At 71.1% G+C, this 17,684-nt stretch carries 13 protein-coding genes and 1 pseudogene; 6 read left to right on the plus strand and 8 right to left on the minus strand.

Annotated features, from left to right (window positions below; genetic code table 11):
* Nucleotides 1–96 precede the first annotated feature (96 nt).
* From AB0F56_RS23305 to AB0F56_RS23330, 6 genes are all read left to right on the plus strand, one after another.
* Entirely contained in the window at nucleotides 97–939 is an 843-nt protein-coding gene (locus AB0F56_RS23305; protein WP_362012871.1) for a nitrilase-related carbon-nitrogen hydrolase, read from the plus strand.
* Nucleotides 936–2,216 (plus strand): aspartate aminotransferase family protein, encoded by a 1,281-nt coding sequence (locus AB0F56_RS23310; RefSeq protein WP_362012873.1) that lies wholly within the window; start codon nucleotides 936–938, stop codon nucleotides 2,214–2,216. The genes AB0F56_RS23305 and AB0F56_RS23310 overlap by 4 nt, the downstream gene beginning before the upstream one ends.
* A gap of 29 nt (nucleotides 2,217–2,245) precedes the next feature.
* The gene (gene hydA, locus AB0F56_RS23315) at nucleotides 2,246–3,649 is read left to right on the plus strand and encodes a dihydropyrimidinase (protein ID WP_362012874.1); all 1,404 of its coding nucleotides are present in this window, start codon (nucleotides 2,246–2,248) and stop codon (nucleotides 3,647–3,649) included.
* A gap of 12 nt (nucleotides 3,650–3,661) precedes the next feature.
* Entirely contained in the window at nucleotides 3,662–4,678 is a 1,017-nt protein-coding gene (locus AB0F56_RS23320; RefSeq protein ID WP_362012876.1) for a TIGR03842 family LLM class F420-dependent oxidoreductase, read from the plus strand.
* Nucleotides 4,679–4,722: 44 nt separating this feature from the next.
* On the plus strand, nucleotides 4,723–5,511 hold the full coding sequence (locus AB0F56_RS23325) for an alpha/beta hydrolase (protein WP_362012878.1): 789 nt from the start codon (nucleotides 4,723–4,725) through the stop codon (nucleotides 5,509–5,511).
* A 156-nt stretch (nucleotides 5,512–5,667) separates the two neighbouring features.
* Nucleotides 5,668–7,341 (plus strand): right-handed parallel beta-helix repeat-containing protein, encoded by a 1,674-nt coding sequence (locus tag AB0F56_RS23330; RefSeq protein WP_362012943.1) that lies wholly within the window; start codon nucleotides 5,668–5,670, stop codon nucleotides 7,339–7,341.
* Between the two features lie 93 nt (nucleotides 7,342–7,434).
* Here AB0F56_RS23330 and AB0F56_RS23335 read toward each other — a convergent pair whose 3' ends face one another.
* From AB0F56_RS23335 to AB0F56_RS23370, 8 genes and pseudogenes are all read right to left on the minus strand, one after another.
* Nucleotides 7,435–8,871, minus strand: coding sequence for a UDP-glucose/GDP-mannose dehydrogenase family protein (locus AB0F56_RS23335; RefSeq protein ID WP_362012880.1), 1,437 nt, complete (start codon nucleotides 8,869–8,871; stop codon nucleotides 7,435–7,437).
* 55 nt (nucleotides 8,872–8,926) lie between these two features.
* Nucleotides 8,927–9,949, minus strand: coding sequence for a UDP-glucose 4-epimerase GalE (galE, locus tag AB0F56_RS23340; RefSeq protein WP_362012882.1), 1,023 nt, complete (start codon nucleotides 9,947–9,949; stop codon nucleotides 8,927–8,929).
* A gap of 35 nt (nucleotides 9,950–9,984) precedes the next feature.
* Complete coding sequence (locus tag AB0F56_RS23345) at nucleotides 9,985–11,874, minus strand: glycosyltransferase family 2 protein (RefSeq protein WP_362012883.1); 1,890 nt, start codon at nucleotides 11,872–11,874, stop codon at nucleotides 9,985–9,987.
* Nucleotides 11,875–11,982: 108 nt separating this feature from the next.
* On the minus strand, nucleotides 11,983–13,068 hold the full coding sequence (locus AB0F56_RS23350) for a UDP-glucuronic acid decarboxylase family protein (RefSeq protein ID WP_362012884.1): 1,086 nt from the start codon (nucleotides 13,066–13,068) through the stop codon (nucleotides 11,983–11,985).
* Nucleotides 13,069–13,441: 373 nt separating this feature from the next.
* The gene (locus AB0F56_RS23355) at nucleotides 13,442–14,320 is read right to left on the minus strand and encodes a hypothetical protein (RefSeq protein WP_362012885.1); all 879 of its coding nucleotides are present in this window, start codon (nucleotides 14,318–14,320) and stop codon (nucleotides 13,442–13,444) included.
* Nucleotides 14,321–14,458: 138 nt separating this feature from the next.
* Entirely contained in the window at nucleotides 14,459–15,190 is a 732-nt protein-coding gene (locus AB0F56_RS23360) for a methyltransferase domain-containing protein (protein WP_362012945.1), read from the minus strand.
* A gap of 9 nt (nucleotides 15,191–15,199) precedes the next feature.
* Nucleotides 15,200–16,399, minus strand: a pseudogene (locus tag AB0F56_RS23365) (glycosyltransferase); the annotation flags it as partial.
* 43 nt (nucleotides 16,400–16,442) lie between these two features.
* On the minus strand, nucleotides 16,443–17,660 hold the full coding sequence (locus tag AB0F56_RS23370) for a glycosyltransferase (protein WP_362012887.1): 1,218 nt from the start codon (nucleotides 17,658–17,660) through the stop codon (nucleotides 16,443–16,445).
* Nucleotides 17,661–17,684: the final 24 nt, after the last annotated feature.

A 17,684-nucleotide genomic window follows, 5' to 3' on the forward strand; every position in this document is an offset into this window, starting at 1 on the left:
GTCTTGCTCCGGGGTGTGACGGGGCTTACGTTCTCCTCCTACGCACCGCGTCTACGTGCGTAGAGGCTCTCTGACGCCGCGCCGAAGGAGCAGCTCATGACCGACGTCGTACGCGCCGCACTTGTCCAGGCGACCTGGACCGGCGACACCGAATCCATGATCGCCAAGCACGAGGAGCACGCCCGCGAGGCGGCCCGGCAGGGTGCCAAGGTGATCGGGTTCCAGGAGGTCTTCAACGCCCCCTACTTCTGCCAGGTGCAGGAGCCCGAGCACTACCGCTGGGCCGAGCCCGTCCCCGACGGGCCGACCGTCACGCGGATGCGGGAGCTGGCCCGCGAGACCGGCATGGTGATCGTCGTCCCCGTCTTCGAGGTCGAGGGCGCCGGGTTCTACTACAACACCGCCGCCGTCATCGACGCCGACGGCACCTACCTGGGCAAGTACCGCAAGCACCACATCCCCCAGGTCAAGGGGTTCTGGGAGAAGTACTACTTCCGGCCCGGGAACGCCGGCTGGCCGGTCTTCGACACCGCCGTCGGCAAGGTCGGCGTCTACATCTGCTACGACCGCCACTTCCCGGAGGGCTGGCGCCAACTCGGGCTCAACGGCGCCCAGTTGGTGTACAACCCGTCGGCCACCTCGCGCGGCCTCTCGTCCTACCTCTGGCAGTTGGAGCAGCCCGCGGCCGCCGTCGCGAACGAGTACTTCGTCGCCGCGATCAACCGGGTCGGCCAGGAGGAGTACGGCGACAACGACTTCTACGGCACGAGCTACTTCGTCGACCCGCGCGGCCAGTTCGTCGGCGAGGTCGCCTCCGACAAGGCCGAGGAACTCATCGTCCGGGACCTCGACTTCCGCCTCATCGACGAGGTGCGGCAGCAGTGGGCCTTCTACCGCGACCGCCGACCCGACGCCTACGACGGGCTGGTGCAGCCGTGAACGACCTGTACCACCGCCACCGCTCCGTCATCCCCGACTGGGTCGCCCTCTACTACAAGGACCCGATCGAGATCACCCACGGCGAGGGCCGGCACGTCTGGGACGCGGACGGCAGGAGGTACCTCGACTTCTTCGGCGGCATCCTCACCACCATGACCGCCCACGCCGTGCCCGAGGTGACCAAGGCCGTCGCCGAGCAGGCCGGCCGGATCATCCACTCCTCCACGCTCTACCTCAACCGCCCGATGGTGGAGCTCGCCGAGCGGATCGCGACCCTCTCCGGCATCCCCGACGCCCGGGTCTTCTTCACCACCTCCGGCACCGAGGCCAACGACACGGCCCTGCTGCTGGCCACCGCGTACCGCCGCTCCAACCAGATCCTCGCGATGCGCAACAGCTACCACGGCCGCTCCTTCTCCACCGTCGGGATCACCGGCAACCGCGCCTGGTCCCCGACGAGCCTCTCCCCGCTCCAGACCCTGTACGTGCACGGTGGCGTCCGTACCCGCGGCCCCTACGCCCAGTACAGCGACGAGCGCTTCATCGAGGCATGCGTCGCCGACCTCGAAGACCTCCTCGGGCACACCCGGGACGTCGCCGCGCTGATCGCCGAACCCATCCAGGGTGTCGGCGGCTTCACCTCCCCGCCCGACGGGCTGTACGCCGCCTTCCGGCGCGTCCTCGACCGTCACGGCATCCTGTGGATCTCCGACGAGGTGCAGACGGGGTGGGGCCGTACCGGCGAGCACTTCTGGGGCTGGCAGGCGCACGGCCAGGCGGGTCCGCCGGACATCCTGACCTTCGCCAAGGGCATCGGCAACGGCATGTCGGTCGGCGGAGTCGTCGCCCGCGCCGAGATCATGAACTGCATCGACGCCAACTCCATCTCCACCTTCGGCGGTTCGCCGATCACCATGGCGGCGGGCCTCGCCAACCTCGGGTACCTCCTCGAACACGACCTCCAGGGCAACGCCCGGCGGGTCGGAGGCCTGCTTGTCGAGCGGCTGCGCGCGGCAGTCGCGGGCGTCGACGCGGTACGGGAGGTGCGCGGCCGCGGCCTGATGATCGGCATCGAACTCACCCGACCCGGCACCGACGAGGCGGACCCGGCGGCGGCCTCGGCCGTCCTGGAGGCCGCCCGCGAGAACGGTGTGCTGATCGGGAAGGGAGGCGGTCACAACACCAGCTCCCTGCGGGTCGCACCACCGCTCTCGCTCACCGTCTCCGAGGCCGAGGAGGGCGCCGCGATCCTCGAACAGGCCCTCCGTTCGCTCTAGTTCACCGCCATCAGCCAGGGGGAACACCCGTGAGCACCCGCACCCTCATCCGCGGCGGCCTCGTCGTCACCGCCGCCGACGAGATCCACGCCGACGTCCTCATCGAGGACGGCCGGATCGCCGCTCTGGCGGCGCACGGCTCCGACGCGGCCGCCGGCTGGACCGCCGACCGTACGATCGACGCCACCGACCGCTACGTCATCCCGGGCGGCGTCGACGCGCACACCCACATGGAGCTGCCGTTCGGCGGCACCTTCGCCTCCGACACCTTCGAGACCGGCACCCGGGCCGCCGCCTGGGGCGGCACCACCACCATCGTCGACTTCGCCGTCCAGAGCGTCGGCCGCTCCCTGCGCGAGGGGCTCGATGCCTGGTACGCCAAGGCCGACGGCAACTGCGCGATCGACTACGGCTTCCACATGATCATGTCGGACGTGAACGAGTCGACGCTGAAGGAGATGGACCGGCTCGTCCAGGAGGGCGTGAGCTCGTTCAAGCTGTTCATGGCCTATCCGGGGGTCTTCTACTCGGACGACGGGCAGATCCTGCGGGCGATGCAGCGGGCCGCCGACGACGGCGGGCTGATCATGATGCACGCGGAGAACGGCATCGCGATCGACGTCCTGGTGGAGCAGGCGCTCGCCCGCGGCGAGACCGACCCCCGCTACCACGGCGAGGTCCGCAAGGTCCTCCTGGAGGCCGAGGCCACCCACCGGGCGATCCAGCTCGCCCGGGTCGCCGGGGCGCCGCTGTACGTGGTCCACGTCTCGGCGGAGGAGGCGGTCGCGGAGCTCGCGGCGGCGCGTGACAAGGGCCTGCCGGTCTTCGGCGAGACCTGCCCCCAGTACCTGTTCCTCTCGACGGACAACCTGGCGGAGCCGGACTTCGAGGGCGCCAAGTACGTGTGCAGCACGCCCCTTCGGCCGAAGGAGCACCAGGCGGCGCTCTGGCGGGGCCTGCGGACCAACGACCTGCAGGTGGTCTCCACCGACCACTGCCCGTTCTGCTTCACGGGCCAGAAGGACCTGGGCCGGGCGGACTTCTCGAAGATCCCCAACGGCCTGCCGGGCGTGGAGAATCGTATGGACCTGCTCCACCAGGCAGTCGTGGACGGCCACATCTCCCGCCGCCGCTGGATCGAGATCGCCTGCGCCTCCCCGGCGCGGATGTTCGGCATGTACCCGCAGAAGGGCACGATCGCGCCGGGCGCGGACGCCGACGTCGTGATCTACGACCCGCACACCGTCCAGACGCTGTCGGCGGAGACCCACCACATGAACGTCGACTACTCGGCGTACGAGGGGAGGACCGTCACCGGCCAGGTCGAGACCGTCCTCTCGCGCGGCGAAGTCGTCATCGACCAGCGGAAGTTCACCGGGCGCGCCGGGCACGGCGTCTTCACCCCGCGATCCACCTGCCAGTACCTGAACTAGGAGAACGACGACGTGGACTTCGGACTCGTCCTGCAGACCGACCCGCCCGCCTCGGAGGTCGTCGGCCTGATGCGCCGGGCGGAGCGCAACGGCTTCCGCTATGGCTGGACCTTCGACTCCGCAGTGCTGTGGCAGGAGCCGTTCGTCATCTACAGCCGCATCCTCGAACACACCACCAAGCTCCACGTGGGCCCGATGGTGACGAACCCGGGAACGCGGACCTGGGAGGTGACGGCCTCCACCTTCGCCACGCTCAACGACATGTACGGCAACCGGACGGTGTGCGGCATCGGCCGGGGCGACTCGGCGATGCGGGTGGCGGGCCGCAAGCCCAACACCCTGGCCCGCCTCGGCGAGGCCATCGACGTCATCCGCGACCTCGCCGAGGGCCGCGAGGCGGAGGTGGACGGCAACCCGATCCGCCTTCCCTGGGTGGCCGGCGGCAAGCTCCCGGTCTGGATGGCGGCGTACGGCCCGAAGGCCCTCGCCCTCGCCGGGCAGAAGGCCGACGGCTTCATCCTCCAGCTCGCCGACCCGTTCCTGACCGAGTGGATGGTGAAGGCGGTCCGCCAGGCCGCGACCGACGCCGGCCGCGACGCCGACGCCCTCACGATCTGCGTCGCCGCGCCCGCGTACGTCACGGCCGACGACTCGCCCGAGGCCCTGGCCCACGCCCGTGACCAGTGCCGCTGGTTCGGCGGCATGGTCGGCAACCACGTCGCCGATCTGGTCGCCAGGTACGGCGAGCACTCGGGCATGGTCCCGGACGCCCTCACGGCGTACATCAAGGACCGGCACGGCTACGACTACAGCCACCACGGCCGCGCCGGAAACCCCGACACCGAGTTCGTCCCCGACGAGATCGTCGACCGCTTCTGCCTCCTGGGCCCGGCGGAGGCCCACATCGCCAAGCTCCGTCACCTGAAGGACCTCGGCGTCCACCAGTTCGCCGTCTACAACATGCACGACAACCGTGAGTTCACGATCGACGCGTACGGCTCCGAGGTGATCCCTCAGTTCGCTTCGTAGCCGCAGAACCTGAGAAATCCGCGGGGCGGACCTACCCTGAACCCATGACGAGCGTGCACGTCGATGGGTTGAGGATCGCTTACGACCGCGTGGGCGAGGGGCCGCCCGTGGTGTTCCTGCACGGTGCGGCGTCGGACGCCCGCCTCTGGCGGCCGCAGCTCGACGCCCTGGCGGACGCGTTCACGGTCGTGGCGTGGGACGAGCCCGGAGCGGGCCGGTCCTCGGACCTGCCGAAGTCCTACGGCCTCGCGGACTACGCCCACTGTCTGGCCGCGGTCGTGGAGTCGTTGCGGCTCGGTCCGGCGCACATCGCCGGTCTGTCCTGGGGCGGCACTCTCGCCCTGGAGTTCTACCGCCGGCACCCGGACCTCGTGAAGACGCTGATCCTCGCCGACACCTACGCGGGCTGGAAGGGCTCTCTGCCGGCGCGGGAAGTGCGGGCCCGGGTCGAGGGCGCGCGCAGGATGCTGGCCGTACCGCGCGACGAGTTCGATCCCACCCTGCCCGGACTGTTCGCCGGCGAGCGGCCCGCCGCGTACGTACCACTGTTGGACGCGATGGACGCCGCCGTACGCCCGGACACCCTGCGGGCGCAGTTGCTTCTCATGGCCGAGGCGGACCAGCGGGATCTCCTGCCCACCGTCACCGTGCCCACCCTCCTGCTCTGGGGAGAGCGGGACGTGCGCTCGCCGCTCGCCGTCGCACGGCAGTTCCAGGAATCGATCCCCGGCGCCGAGCTGGTCGTGTTCCCCGGCACGGGACACGTCAGCAACCTGGAACGGCCCCAGGAGTTCAACCGGGCCGTGCGCGGCTTCTGCCGCGCCCACTCCTGAGCCCACCGCACAGGCGCCCGTACTCCTGAGCCCACCGCACAGGTGACTCGGATGCCGCGTTGTCGTCGCTGTTTCGCATGCACTGTTTCTGGCAGTCTGGTCCGTTGTGTGCTTTATGTGACGCAGGAACGTTCCTAGGGAGTGCGCTTGAACGCGGTGAAGCGGAGCCGGACGACGGCGACCGCCGCTGGAGTCTCGGCCGCAGTGTTGCTGCTGCTGACGGGGTGCGACGTGCCTGGGGTCTACCGGCCGGCCCGCCCCGCCACCGGCGGTCCGTACACCTTCTACGTGAGCCCCGAGGGCGACGACGAGAACGACGGCCTCTCGCCGGAGAAGCCCTGGCGGACCCTCGAGCATGCGAACGGCGTGCGCTTCCAGCCGGGCGACCGGCTCCGGCTCGAGGGCGGTGAGCGGTTCCGCGGCGACATCACCCTGGAGAAGGGTGAGGCGGGCAACTCGACGAAGCCGGTCGTGATCGAGTCGTACGGCACCGGCCGCGCCACGATCGCTCCACGGGGCACGTCCGGCATCACCGTGCACAACACCGGCGGCGTGCAGATCAGGAACGTCTCGCTGGTCGGCGACCGGAAGGCGCTGCGCGAGGCGGGCGGGATCGCCTTCCGCAACAGCCTCCCGGGCGCCCGGCGGCTCGACCACGTCAGGGTCTCGAACGTGGAAGTGAGGGGCTTCCAGAACGGGATCAGCGTCGGCGCGGAGAAGGACGCCGCCGGGGGCTACAGCGACGTGCGGATCTCCGACGTCTCCGTGCATCACAATCTCGAGGGCGGACTCGTCTTCCACGGGCCCGAGTTCGACGCGGATCGCCCTGCCTACGCACACGAGGGGATCCGGATCGAGCGGGTCAAGGCCTACTCCAACATGGGCGACCCGGAAAGCGGCTCGCGCAACACGGGCAGCGGCATCGCGCTCGGCAGCGTCCGGGACGCGAAGGTGATGCGCTCGGTGGCCCATGACAACGGCGCGAAGTCCGCCGCCGACGCCCAGGAGGGCCCGGAGGGCATCTGGGCGTACGACTCCACCCAAGTGGTCCTGGAGAACAACAAGTCGTACCGCAACCGCACCGGCTCACGGGTCGACGGCGGCGGATTCGGTCTCGACAACAACGTGTCCTCCTCGGTCATGCAGTACAACCTCGCGTACGGCAACGACGGGCCGGGGTTCCTCGTCTACTCAGGCCAGGCGACCGGCGCCCACAAGAACAACGTCGTCCGCTTCAACATGAGCTGGGACGACGCACGGAAGCTGCCCGAGTACGGAGGCATCGTCGCCTACGGCTCCCGCTTGACGGACTTGGACATCTACCACAACACGGTCGTCATGCGGACCGAGGACCTGGCCTCGGCGGAAGGGCTGAACCGGCCTCCGGCGCTGCGGCTGCGCGACGGCATGCGCGGCGTCCGCGTCCACAGCAACATCTTCGCCACCGACGGCGGCCCCTTGGTCCAGGCTCAGTCGTCGTACCGGCCGGGCACGCTCCGACTCCGGGGCAACGTCTACTACAGCACCGGCCGTTGGTCGCTGGAGTGGGGCACCCGGGGCTTCGCGGCGCTGGACGACTGGCGCACCACGTCCCGCCAGGAATTGCTCGACGGCGACCCGACCGGCTCCAGCGACGACCCGTGCCTGCGTGCTCTGGTCGCCCCGGTCACCGACGAGGCCGGCCCCAGGAACCTGGTGCCGCGCTGCGAGGACGAGGTGTCCGTCGGCCTGGGACCGGAGGCGTCGGGTGTCGACGTGGGCCCCGTCGACTACTTCGGCAACCGGGTCCCGCAGTCACCGACGGCCGGAGCCGCGCAGACGCTCCGCTGACCCGAGCGGACGGCATGGCATGGCTCTGCCCCGCGCTCACCGGTCGAGGACCATGAGCGCGGGGCAGAGCCGGTCGGATCCGGACGAGAGACCTCAGGCCCTGTGGGTCGGCAGTGCCTGAGCCATGGACCCGGCGCGGTCCGGCTCGGAGGCCGGGGAAGCGATCGTGGCCCGCAGGGGTTCCTCGGTCCGAGCGGCCCACGGGCCGGCCGACGACGCGGGGCGGCCCAGCGCCTTGACGGTCCAACCGGCGGCCCGCCACTCGTCGTGCGGGAGCGCGTTCCGCCCGTCGATGAGGACCGGTTCGTGGACCACGCGGGCCAGCTTCACCGGGTCCACCTCGCGGTACTGGCCCCACTCGGTGAGATGCAGGACGATCTCCGCACCCCGGCATGCCGTGTGCAGGTCCGAGCTGCAGTGCAGCTCCGGGTGGGCGCGCCGGGCGTTCGCGGTGCCCTCCGGGTCGTGGACTCGGACGTCGGCACCCTGCCGGTGCAGCGCCATCGCGACGGCCAACGCCGGCGAGTCGCGTACGTCGTCGCTGTTCGGCTTGAACGTGGCACCCAGGACGGTCACCCGGCGGCGGGTCAGATCGCCGCCGACCATCTGACGGGCGAGCGCGACCGTCCGGGTCCGCTGGCGTTGGTTGATCTCGTCGACCTGGTCGAGGAACTCCACCGCGGGACCGACTCCGAGTTCCCGCGCGCGGGCGGTGAACGCCCGGATGTCCTTGGGCAGGCAGCCTCCGCCGAAGCCCAGACCGGCGTTCAGGAACCGCCGGCCGATCCGGGTGTCGTGACCGAGGGCGTCGGCGAGCGTGACCACGTCCGCGTCCGCGGCGTCGCAGACCTCGGCCATCGCGTTGATGAACGAGATCTTCGTGGCGAGGAAGGAGTTGGCCGCGACCTTCACCAGCTCGGCCGTGTTCGGGTCGGTGCTGATGTACGGGACTCCCGCCTCCAGCATCGGGGCGTACACCCGGCGCAACGTCGCGTCGGCCTTCCGGCTGGTGACGCCCACGACGAGCCGGTCCGGCCGCAGCGTGTCCTCGACCGCGAAGCCCTCGCGCAGGAACTCGGGATTCCACGCCACGTCCGCCCGCACACCCGTCGGCGTGAGACTGGCGATGCGGCTGGTCAGACGTGCGGTCGTGCCCACCGGGACGGTGGACTTGCCGACCACCAGACACGACGCGGGCAGGTGCGGAGCGAGCCCGTCGACGACGGCGTCCACGTACCGCAGGTCGGCCGCCTGGGAGCCGGCCTGCTGTGGGGTGCCCACACAGACGAAGTGGACCTCGCCGTGCAGCGCCGCCTCGCGCAGGCTGGTACCGAAGCGCAGGCGTCCGGTGGCGAGTGCCCGGGTCAGGACGTCGTCCAAACCCGGTTCGTAGAAGGGTGGTCTGCCCTCGGCAAGGGCCGTGATCTTCTCGGCGTCGACGTCGACGCCGAGGACATCGTGTCCGATGCTGGCCATGCACGCGGCGTGCACAGCTCCGAGGTATCCCGTACCGATGACGGTCAACCGCATGCGCTGTTCTCCTGTCTGGGTGCGGAGGTGGGGGGAGGGGACGGGGTGGAACAGGTCAGGGTGTGTAGCCGTACGGGTTCTGCTCCTGGAACTTCCACGCGTCGCGGCACATCTCGTCCAGGTCGCGCCGCGCGCTCCAGCCCCAGGCCGCGGCGACCTTCGCCGGATCGGCGACGAGCTCCGCGACATCGCCGGGCCGACGCCCGGTGATCCGGTGCGGGATCGGCCGCCCCGACGCCTTCTCGAAGGCGTGCACGAGCTCCAGGACGGAGGCGCCGCGCCCGGTGCCGAGGTTGAAGACCCGCATGCCGGGCTCGTCGTCGATGTGGTCGAGGGCCACGGCGTGCCCCTCGGCGACGTCGACGACGTGGATGTAGTCCCGCACCCCGGTGCCGTCGGGCGTCGGGTAGTCGTCGCCGAAGACGTTCAGCTCGTCGCGGCGGCCCACGGCGATCTGGGAGAGGAACGGCACGATGTTGTTCGGCACGCCGCGCGGGTCCTCGCCGAGCAGCCCGGTGTGGTGGGCGCCGGCCGGGTTGAAGTACCGCAGTGCCAACACGCGCAGTTCGGGCACGTGCCGGCACAGGTCCGCGAGGACCTGCTCGCAGGTCCACTTGGTGGTGGCGTACGGGTTGGTCGGCGAGGCCGGGGAGTCCTCGGTCAGCGGGACGGTCGTCGCGTCGCCGTAGATCGAGCAGGAGGACGAGAACACCAGCCGGTGCACTCCGTGGTCGTGCATGGCCGAGACCAGGGCGGTGGTCCCGCCGACGTTGATGTCGTAGTACGTGAGCGGGATCCGCACCGACTCGCCGACGGCCTTCTTCGCCGCGAAGTGGATGACCGAGTCGATCCGGTGGCTCGCGAAGACGGTGTCCAGGGACCGCCGGTCACGCACGTCCGCGATGTGGGTCGCGGCGAAAGGACGCCCCGCGATCTTCACGACGCGTTCGAGGGCCTCGGGGGAGCTGTTGGAGTGGTCGTCGAGGACGACGACCTCGTGGCCGGAGCGGAGGAGCTCGACACAGGTGTGGCTGCCGATGAAACCGGCGCCGCCGGTGACCAGGACCGTTCGGGGCACGGGGGACCTCATTTCTCGATCGGCCGCGAGGGCCGTCACCAGGCGTAGAAGCCGGCGAGGTAGGTGGGGAAGACGACGACGGCGAGCGCCAGGGGCACCAGGGAGAGCAGCCCGGCCGACAGCGGGGCGGCGGCGGTCCGTAGCGCCCGGTGGCGCCGGACGCCCGCGGCGCGTGCCGTCTCGCCGATGTGCAGCACACCGATGGCGAGCGTCACCGCCGTGTACGAGAAGGCGCCGAGGATGCAGAGGAAGACGTAGCCCACGGCGGGACCGGTGAACTGGCCGACCACAGCGGCGCTCGACAGGCCCGTGGTGATCAGCAGGTAGGGGGCCACGGCGCGCAGCGGAAGCCGCTCGAGACCGTCGCGCTCCTTCGGTGTGACCTTGAAGGTGATCGGACGGGGCCGCAGCTTCTGCATCAGGGCCGCGCCGACGCCCCAGGCGACATACGGCCAGCGGGCGAGACCGAAGAGCCAGATCTCCCAGCTGACGACAGGGGAGTCCTTGGGGCGCAGCAGACCGCGCCGCCGGCAGAGCAGGGTGAGCAGCATCAGCCAGACGGACATGGTCCAGAAGCGGGCCAGGAACTCGAAGTAGTTGACGTTGATCCACGGGGTGCCGGTGAGCGCCGCGATCGGCGGCAACAGGATGCCGAGCGTGGTCGTCAGGGCGAGCAGCGGGTAGTAGAGGAGCGCGCAGGAGAACCGAAGGCGCAGCTTGCCGGGCATACGGCTCAGGTGGCGTGGCAGCATCCCGAAGAACATCACCGCCAGGCTGCGCGACCACTGGAACTCCTGGGTGATCATCGCGCCGAACGTGATCGGACCGTCGCCGTGTGCCTCCGCGTCGATCGCGAACGCGCCCTGCCATCCGGCCGAGTTGAGCAGGAAGGAGGTCGAGAAGTCCTCGGCGAGCTCGGGGCCGAGGCCGCCGATGTCCCGCAGCGCCCTGGTGCGGACGGCGTAATGGGAGCCGATGCACAGGGGAGCGAGGCCGGCGGAGTAGCCGAGCTGCACGGGGCCGTGGAAGAGGGCCTCGCGCTGAAGCCGACCGCGGGCCGCCCAGGACTGATCGGCGTTGGCGTCACAGACGCTGGGGGCGGCGACGTAGCCGATGGCCGGGTCAGCGAAGGGGCGGACCACCTCGGCGAGGTAGCGGGGGTGCGGCACGTGGTCGCAGTCGAGCTGGGCGACGACGTCGTAGCGCTCGTACCCCCAGTGGTCGTAGAAGAAGGCGAGGTTGCCCTCCTTGCACCGGGTCCGCCGCGGCCAGTCGGCCCGGTGGTAGTCGGCACGGCCGCGCCGGCACGAGACGCCGACGCCGTGGGCGCGGCACCAGGCGAGGATCTCGTCACTGGGGTCCTCGTCGCACAGCCACACGTCGTAGGCGTGGGGGAACTCCTGGCCGAGCATCGCGTCCAGGGTCGCCCGGGCGATGTCCCAGTGCTCGGACGGGGCGCGGGTGACGACGAACGCGGTGCGCAGGACCGGCACCTCGACGGCCGGGTCGAAGCGCCGCATCCGGATCAGCGCGACCAGGAAGTGCACCGGCAGGTAGGCCAGGTAGAGCAGCAGGGCGCTGTTGACGACGAGGCCGAGCCAGCCGATCCGGTGGGACGGCTCGAGCCACCACGTCCAGAACCAGACCAGGCAGGCCGCCCAGCCCAGGGAGAGCAGGGCGACCAGGAAGCGGTCGCCCCGGGAGAACGCCCGCACGAAGCTGCTCGGGCGGGTCTCGAAGTTGTGCCGAGGCATCGCCAGGACGGGTCCGTCCGGGCCGATGGAGGCCACCGAGCCGTTCGAGAGGGCCTTGATCTCGTCCCCCAGCGCTGCCCATTCGTCCGGTGAACCCGGGGCGGGGGCGAGGACGGGGGGATCCTGGGCGGTGCCGGTCCCGAGCGCGGGACCTTGCTCCAACGACGTCATGACAGCGAGTTCTCCGGGCGGTTCGATTCGGGCCGTGGGGCAGGGGAGAGAGCGGGCGTCGGGGGCGCGCCGCGGCCGGGCCGGCGGACCGTTCGGCCGCGGCGCGGATCAGCTCCCCGACGCGGGCGAGCCGGACGCCACGCCGGTGGCCGCGGCCTGCGGGCCGGGGATCGTCTGCGGCGTGGTGATCACGGCCTTGACCGCGTCCAGCGGGACCGTCTCGCCCTGGCCGCCGCGGATCGCCGCGGCAGACGCGCCGAGCCGGTCCGGGCGGGCGCTGAAGTACGCGACGGTCCGGCGCAGGCCCTCGGTGATGTCGACCTCCGGCTCCCAGCCCAGCACGTCGCGGGCGCGGTCGATCACGGGGCGGCGGCGGACCGGGTCGTCGACCGGCAGCGGGTGGTACTTCACCTCGGAGGACGAGCCGGTCATGGTCAGCACGATCTCGGCGAGCTCGGAGACGGTGCGCTCGACCGGATTGCCGAGGTTGAACGGGCCCATTTCGGACGAGTCGAGGAGCGCGACGAGACCGCGGATCAGGTCGTCCACGAAGCAGAAGCTGCGGGTCTGCTTGCCGTCGCCGTAGATGGTGAGCGGTTCCCCGGTCAGGGCCTGGGTGATGAAGCTGGACACCACACGGCCGTCGTGCGGGCGCATCCGCGGGCCGTAGGTGTTGAAGATCCGTGCGATGCCGACATTGAGGTGGTGCGTGCGGCGGTAAGCGGCGGAGACCGCCTCGGCGTATCGTTTTGCTTCGTCGTAGACGCTGCGCGGGCCGATGGAGTTGACGTTGCCCCAGTACGCCTCCTCCTGCGGGTGGACCAGGGGATCGCCGTAGATCTCGCTCGTCGACGCGAGGATGAAACGGGCGTCGTGGCGCAGCGCCAGACGCAGCGCGTTCTCGGTGCCGCGGCTGCCGACGGCGAGGGTCTCCAGCGGCTGACGCAGGTAGTCGGGTGGGGAGGCGGGGGACGCCAGGTGGGCGACGGCGTCGATGCGGCCCGCGACCTCCATGGACACGCTCACGTCGGCGTGCTGGAAGTCGAAGGCCGGGTTGGACCGGAGATGTGCGATGTTCGCGGGGTCGCCGGTCGAGAAATTGTCCAGGCACACCACTGAGTCGCCGCGCCGCAGGAGCGCCTCGCACAAGTGTGACCCAAGGAAACCACCGCCACCGGTTACGGCAACGCGCATGTGTTTCTCCAGGAATGAGAAGCGGAATGGCCTCACGCCCCGCTTGCACGGACAGGTGAATGGCAGATGACCGGACGAGCCGACAAGCGGAGCGCCCTCGGAAGGTAGGACGAGAATATGGGCATGTGTTGTGATTTTTGCGGAGGCAATTCGAGGGCTGGGCTGTTCGGCGGCTGTCATGCGGGGCAGCGCACCGGGTCACCGCCCAGTTCGGGGCTCATCCCGCTTTCGAACGGCGTAATCCGTCCGGGTCACACGCATGTGTGAGGTCGGGTCGCGTATGCCCGATCGACGACCGGCGCATGCGCACATGTGACCTTGGTGCGTGAGTTCGAAAGACGCGGCTCCGCCCAGGTGCGTCGCCCGTGCGTGGTCACCGGAACCACCCCACGTACGCGGCCCGCGCCCCGGGGAAGTCCGTCAGGGTGCCGCCGCCCCAGTCGTGGTCGAAGTACGACTGGTACGCGACCTCGCCCCAGGAGAAGTACTCGACCATCCGATCGACGAAGTACGCGTTGTCCCCGCCGCCCGCGAACGCGTCCCCGCGGCGGTACAGACCCCACTCGGAGCACACATTGCGCTTCCCGCGCGCACGGACGAAGGCCACGTGTGCGTCGAGGCCCGACTCCTGCGACCGGATCCAGGCCCAGCGGTCGGCCGGGGACACCGTCGCGGCGCCCCACTTGAGGTCATAGGCGTTCATGCCCAGCCAGTCGACGTACCCGTCCCCCGGGTAGTAGTCGGCGAAGGCGCGCAGCCGCCGTCCTGGCTGCACTCCGAGCGAGCTCGACAACTCGAACGTGAAGCACGCCCCTGGTGTCGCGCGGAACACGTCGACGACGTGCCGGAACAGAGCCGCGTAGCCGGCCGGGTCGTCCGTCGCCTGCCACGGGCCGATGGCCCGGTTGTTCGGCTCCCATCCGAGCCGGACGACCGCGTCGCCGTGCCCCGACTCCACCATCGCCCGTGCCGCCCGCCCGTACGCGGCGTCGAACTCGCCCGCCACCCCCCGCGCGAACGCACCGCCGAATCCGTCGACCAGCGGCGGAATGCCGTACACGAACGCCGAGCCCGGGCGTTCGTCCCGCCACGTGCGCCACGGATCGAGCTGATACCGGCACATCGTCGCCGGGTCGAACTCCTTCCAACTCCCGTGCGGCAGATAGTCGTTGCCGATCTCGACGGGCCGGCCCAGAAGTCCCTCGTGCCGTACCGTCGCGGCGACGGCCTCGGCGCCGAACCCCTTGTACACGCCCAGCAGCGCGGAGGCGGATCTGTCGACGACACACCTCCCGGGGTGCGGAACGGACTTCGGTCCCTGTCAGGATCCCCGAGACCGGCCCGCCGGGCGGGCATCCTCGACGCTGGTGTCCCGGCCCGACCCGCGCCCCTATGCCCGGCGCAGGACCAGGCAGAGGAAGCCGAAGCTGTCCCGGTAGCCGTGCAGCCACTGCGAACGCTGGGCGTTCGCCGTCTCCAGGGCCTGGGCGGCGGCCGGGTCGGTGGGGTGGTCCAGGGCCCAGGAGGCCAGGGAGCCCCAGCAGGACCACTCGTAGGCGTCCAGTTCGGCGCGGGTGCTGACGTGGCCGTGGACGGGGGCCCAGCCGTCGGCGACGACCTGGTCCATCGTGGTCGCCAGGTCCGCGAGGTCGCCGAACATCTCGACCGCCGCCGGCGAAGGGGTGCGGTCCCAGAACGACTCGCCGATCAGCACGCGGCCGCCGGGGGCCAGGTGCTCGCGGGCCGCCGCGAGGGTGGGGAGGAGGCCGCCGAAGGCGTGGGCCGCGCCGACGCTGATCACCAGGTCGTACGGGTGCGTGGACGTGAAGTCCGCCGCCTCTTGGTGGTGGAGGGTCAGGCGGTCGCCCACTCCGCGATCGGTCGCCGCCTCGCGGGCCTGGGTCAGAGAGAGCTCGGAGACGTCGACGCCTTCGGCTCGTACATGCGGGTGGGTCTTCAGGGCGCGCAGCAGCCATTCCGCAGTCCCGCAGCCGAGGTCGAGCACGCGCTCGTCGCCCCGAGGGAGGCCGTGTGCGAGCAGACGGGTGACCGAGTCGTCGGCGAGCGGGGACTTTATCGGGTGGTCGGTGTGGGCGATCATGGAGATCTGTTCGCGGCTCATCGCGGCGTGGCCGCCCGTGTCGAGGAGCAGCTTCGCGGCCACCTCCGCCCCGTCCGTGCGGAGCGTGGCTGCCACTTCCTTCGCCCTCGCTTCCGTCTCCGGGGTCAGGGCCGTCCTCAGTGCCTCCGACAGGGATTCGAAGGTCGGGGTCGGGCCGTCGTGCGCCGCGCCGATCCCCAACTCGGCCACGCGCGCGGCCCAGTGCGGCTGGTCCACGAACTGGGGGACCACCACCTGCGGTGCGCCCGCTCGGGCGGCCGTGGTCGTCGTGCCCGCGCCGCCGTGGTGTACGACGGCGGCGACCCGGCGGAACAGGGCCTGGTGGTTGACGTCGCCGACCGCGAAGCAGTCCTCCGCGTCGTCCACCAGACCCAGGTCTGCCCAGCCGCGGGAGACGAGCACGCGTCGGCCCTGCGCGCGGGCCGCCTCGACGCTGGTCCGGGCGATGTCCGTCGCCGTACTCATGGGCATGCTGCCGAAGCCGACGTACACCGGTGGCGTGCCGGCGTCCAGGAACGCCTCCAGGTCGGCGGGCAGGGGGCGTTCGTCGGGCAGGATCCACGCGCCGGTCTGCACGGGGTCGAGGTTGGTCAGGTGCTGCCACGGGCCGAGGACCGGGTCGACCGCCAGCCACGGCCGTTCGGTGAAGACGTGGTCGCGGACGTTGTCCACGGGTGCGAGGCCGATCGCCGCGCGGTGGGCGTTGAGGGGTTGGAGGTAGAGGGCGTCGACCTTCTGGGCGTCGAAGTCCCACAGGGCCTGGTTGTCCGTCATGTCGGCAGGAGGCGGCGGGCCGGGCCGCCCTGAAGGGAGGTAGTGCGCGGAGGGCATCTCGAACGGGTGGAAGCCCACGTACACGTACCGGATGCCCAGCCTCTCGGCCACCGAGCGCGCGCCGGCCGGCATCAGACCGCTCGCCACCAGCACGTCACACCCCTCGGCCGCCGTGCCGACCGTGTCGAAGTGCGCGGCGACCAGCTCGGCCGCGAACGCGGCCGCGTCCGACGGCGGAGCCCCCGTCCGCAGCGCCCGTACGTCCCGCCCGAAGGGCACCAGCTCCGCGCCGACACCGGCAAGCAGCTCCGCGAACTCCTCGTCCGGCGGCGCGCACACGCGCACCTCCGCGCCGAGGGTCCGCAACTGCGCCGCCAACCCCGCCAGCGGCGCGATGTCGCCGCGGGATCCGTACGCCATCAACAGCACACGCATATCGTGTTTCTCCATTCTTTCCGTAGTGGGGGGGGGGAGTTCTTCAGCCGGCGGTGTCGAGGAGCAGCCTTGCCGCCCGCATCGCACCGTCGGTGTGGACCCTGGCGGCCACGGCCTTCGCCCGTGCCTCTGTCTCTGGGTCCAGGGCCGTCCTCAGCGCCGCCGACAAGGACTCGAACGTCGGGGTCGGGCCGTCGTGTGCCGCGCCGATGCCCAGGTCGGCCACGCGGGCGGCCCAGTACGGCTGGTCCGCCAGCTGGGGCACCACCACCTGCGGAGCGCCCGCCCGGGCGGCCGTCGTCGTCGTACCCGCACCGCCGTGGTGCACGACGGCGGCCACACGGCCGAACAACCGCTGGTGGTTGACCTCGCCGACGGCGAAGCAGTCGTCCCGGTCGTCGATCAGGCCCAGTTCCGCCCAGCCGCGCCCGACGAGCACCCGGCGGCCCTGCGCGCGGACCGCCTCGATGGCCACCCGGGCCGCCTCCTCACCCGCACGTACGGCCATGCTGCCGAACCCGACGTACACCGGCGGCGCGCCGGCCTCCAGGAAGGCCACCAGGTCCGCCGGGAGCGGCCGCTCGTCGGGCAGCGTCCACGCGCCGGTCTGTACGACGTCGAGGTCCGGCGTCTCCACCCACGGGTCGAGCACCGGGTCCGTCGCCAGCCACGGCCGGTCGCCGAAGCCGTAGTCGCGGACGTTGCGCACCGGGGGCAGGCCGATCGACGCCCGGTTGGTGTTCAGCGCCTCACCGAACAGCGCGTCGATGCTCTGCGCGTCCAGCTCCCACAGGGCCCGGTTGTCGGTCACCTCCGGCGGGAACGGCCGCCCGGGGTAGGCAAGCGGCGGGCGGTGCGGCGACGGCAGCGTCAACTGCTGGAAGATCGCGGACACATAGCCGATGCCCAGCTTCTCGGCCACCGACCGCGCCCCGGCGATGGCCGGCATCGCGCCCGTCGCCATCAGAACGTCGCACCCCTCGGCCGCCGCGGGCATCACCCGCATCTGACTGGCGATCAGTTCAGCCGCGCGCTGCGGCAGATTGGCCTTCGACGGCGGCGGAGCCGCGGTCGTCAGCGCGCGCGCCGACTGCCCGACACCCACCACGGACACGCCCACCCCGGCGAGCCGCTCCGTGAAGTCCTCGTCCGGCGGCGCGCACACCCGCACCTCCGCACCGAGCTCCCGCAACCGCACCGCGAGCCCCACCAGCGGCTCGACGTCCCCACGCGACCCATACGTCGACAACAGCACTCGCACTTCGTGAATCTCCTGCTTCTGTGG

The sequence above is a fragment of the Streptomyces sp. NPDC026092 genome, assembly GCF_040638605.1.
GTDB lineage: Bacteria > Actinomycetota > Actinomycetes > Streptomycetales > Streptomycetaceae > Streptomyces.

Excerpts from the sequence above, each read along its gene's own strand:
- AB0F56_RS23325 (WP_362012878.1), top strand. The coding sequence starts at position 4,723 with ATGACGAGCGTGCACGTCGATGGGTTGAGGATCGCTTACGACCGCGTG.
- AB0F56_RS23350 (WP_362012884.1), bottom strand. The coding sequence starts at position 13,068 with ATGCGCGTTGCCGTAACCGGTGGCGGTGGTTTCCTTGGGTCACACTTG.
- AB0F56_RS23360 (WP_362012945.1), bottom strand. The coding sequence starts at position 15,190 with ATGAGCCGCGAACAGATCTCCATGATCGCCCACACCGACCACCCGATA.
- AB0F56_RS23335 (WP_362012880.1), bottom strand. The coding sequence starts at position 8,871 with ATGCGGTTGACCGTCATCGGTACGGGATACCTCGGAGCTGTGCACGCC.
- AB0F56_RS23305 (WP_362012871.1), top strand. The coding sequence starts at position 97 with ATGACCGACGTCGTACGCGCCGCACTTGTCCAGGCGACCTGGACCGGC.
- AB0F56_RS23345 (WP_362012883.1), bottom strand. The coding sequence starts at position 11,874 with ATGACGTCGTTGGAGCAAGGTCCCGCGCTCGGGACCGGCACCGCCCAG.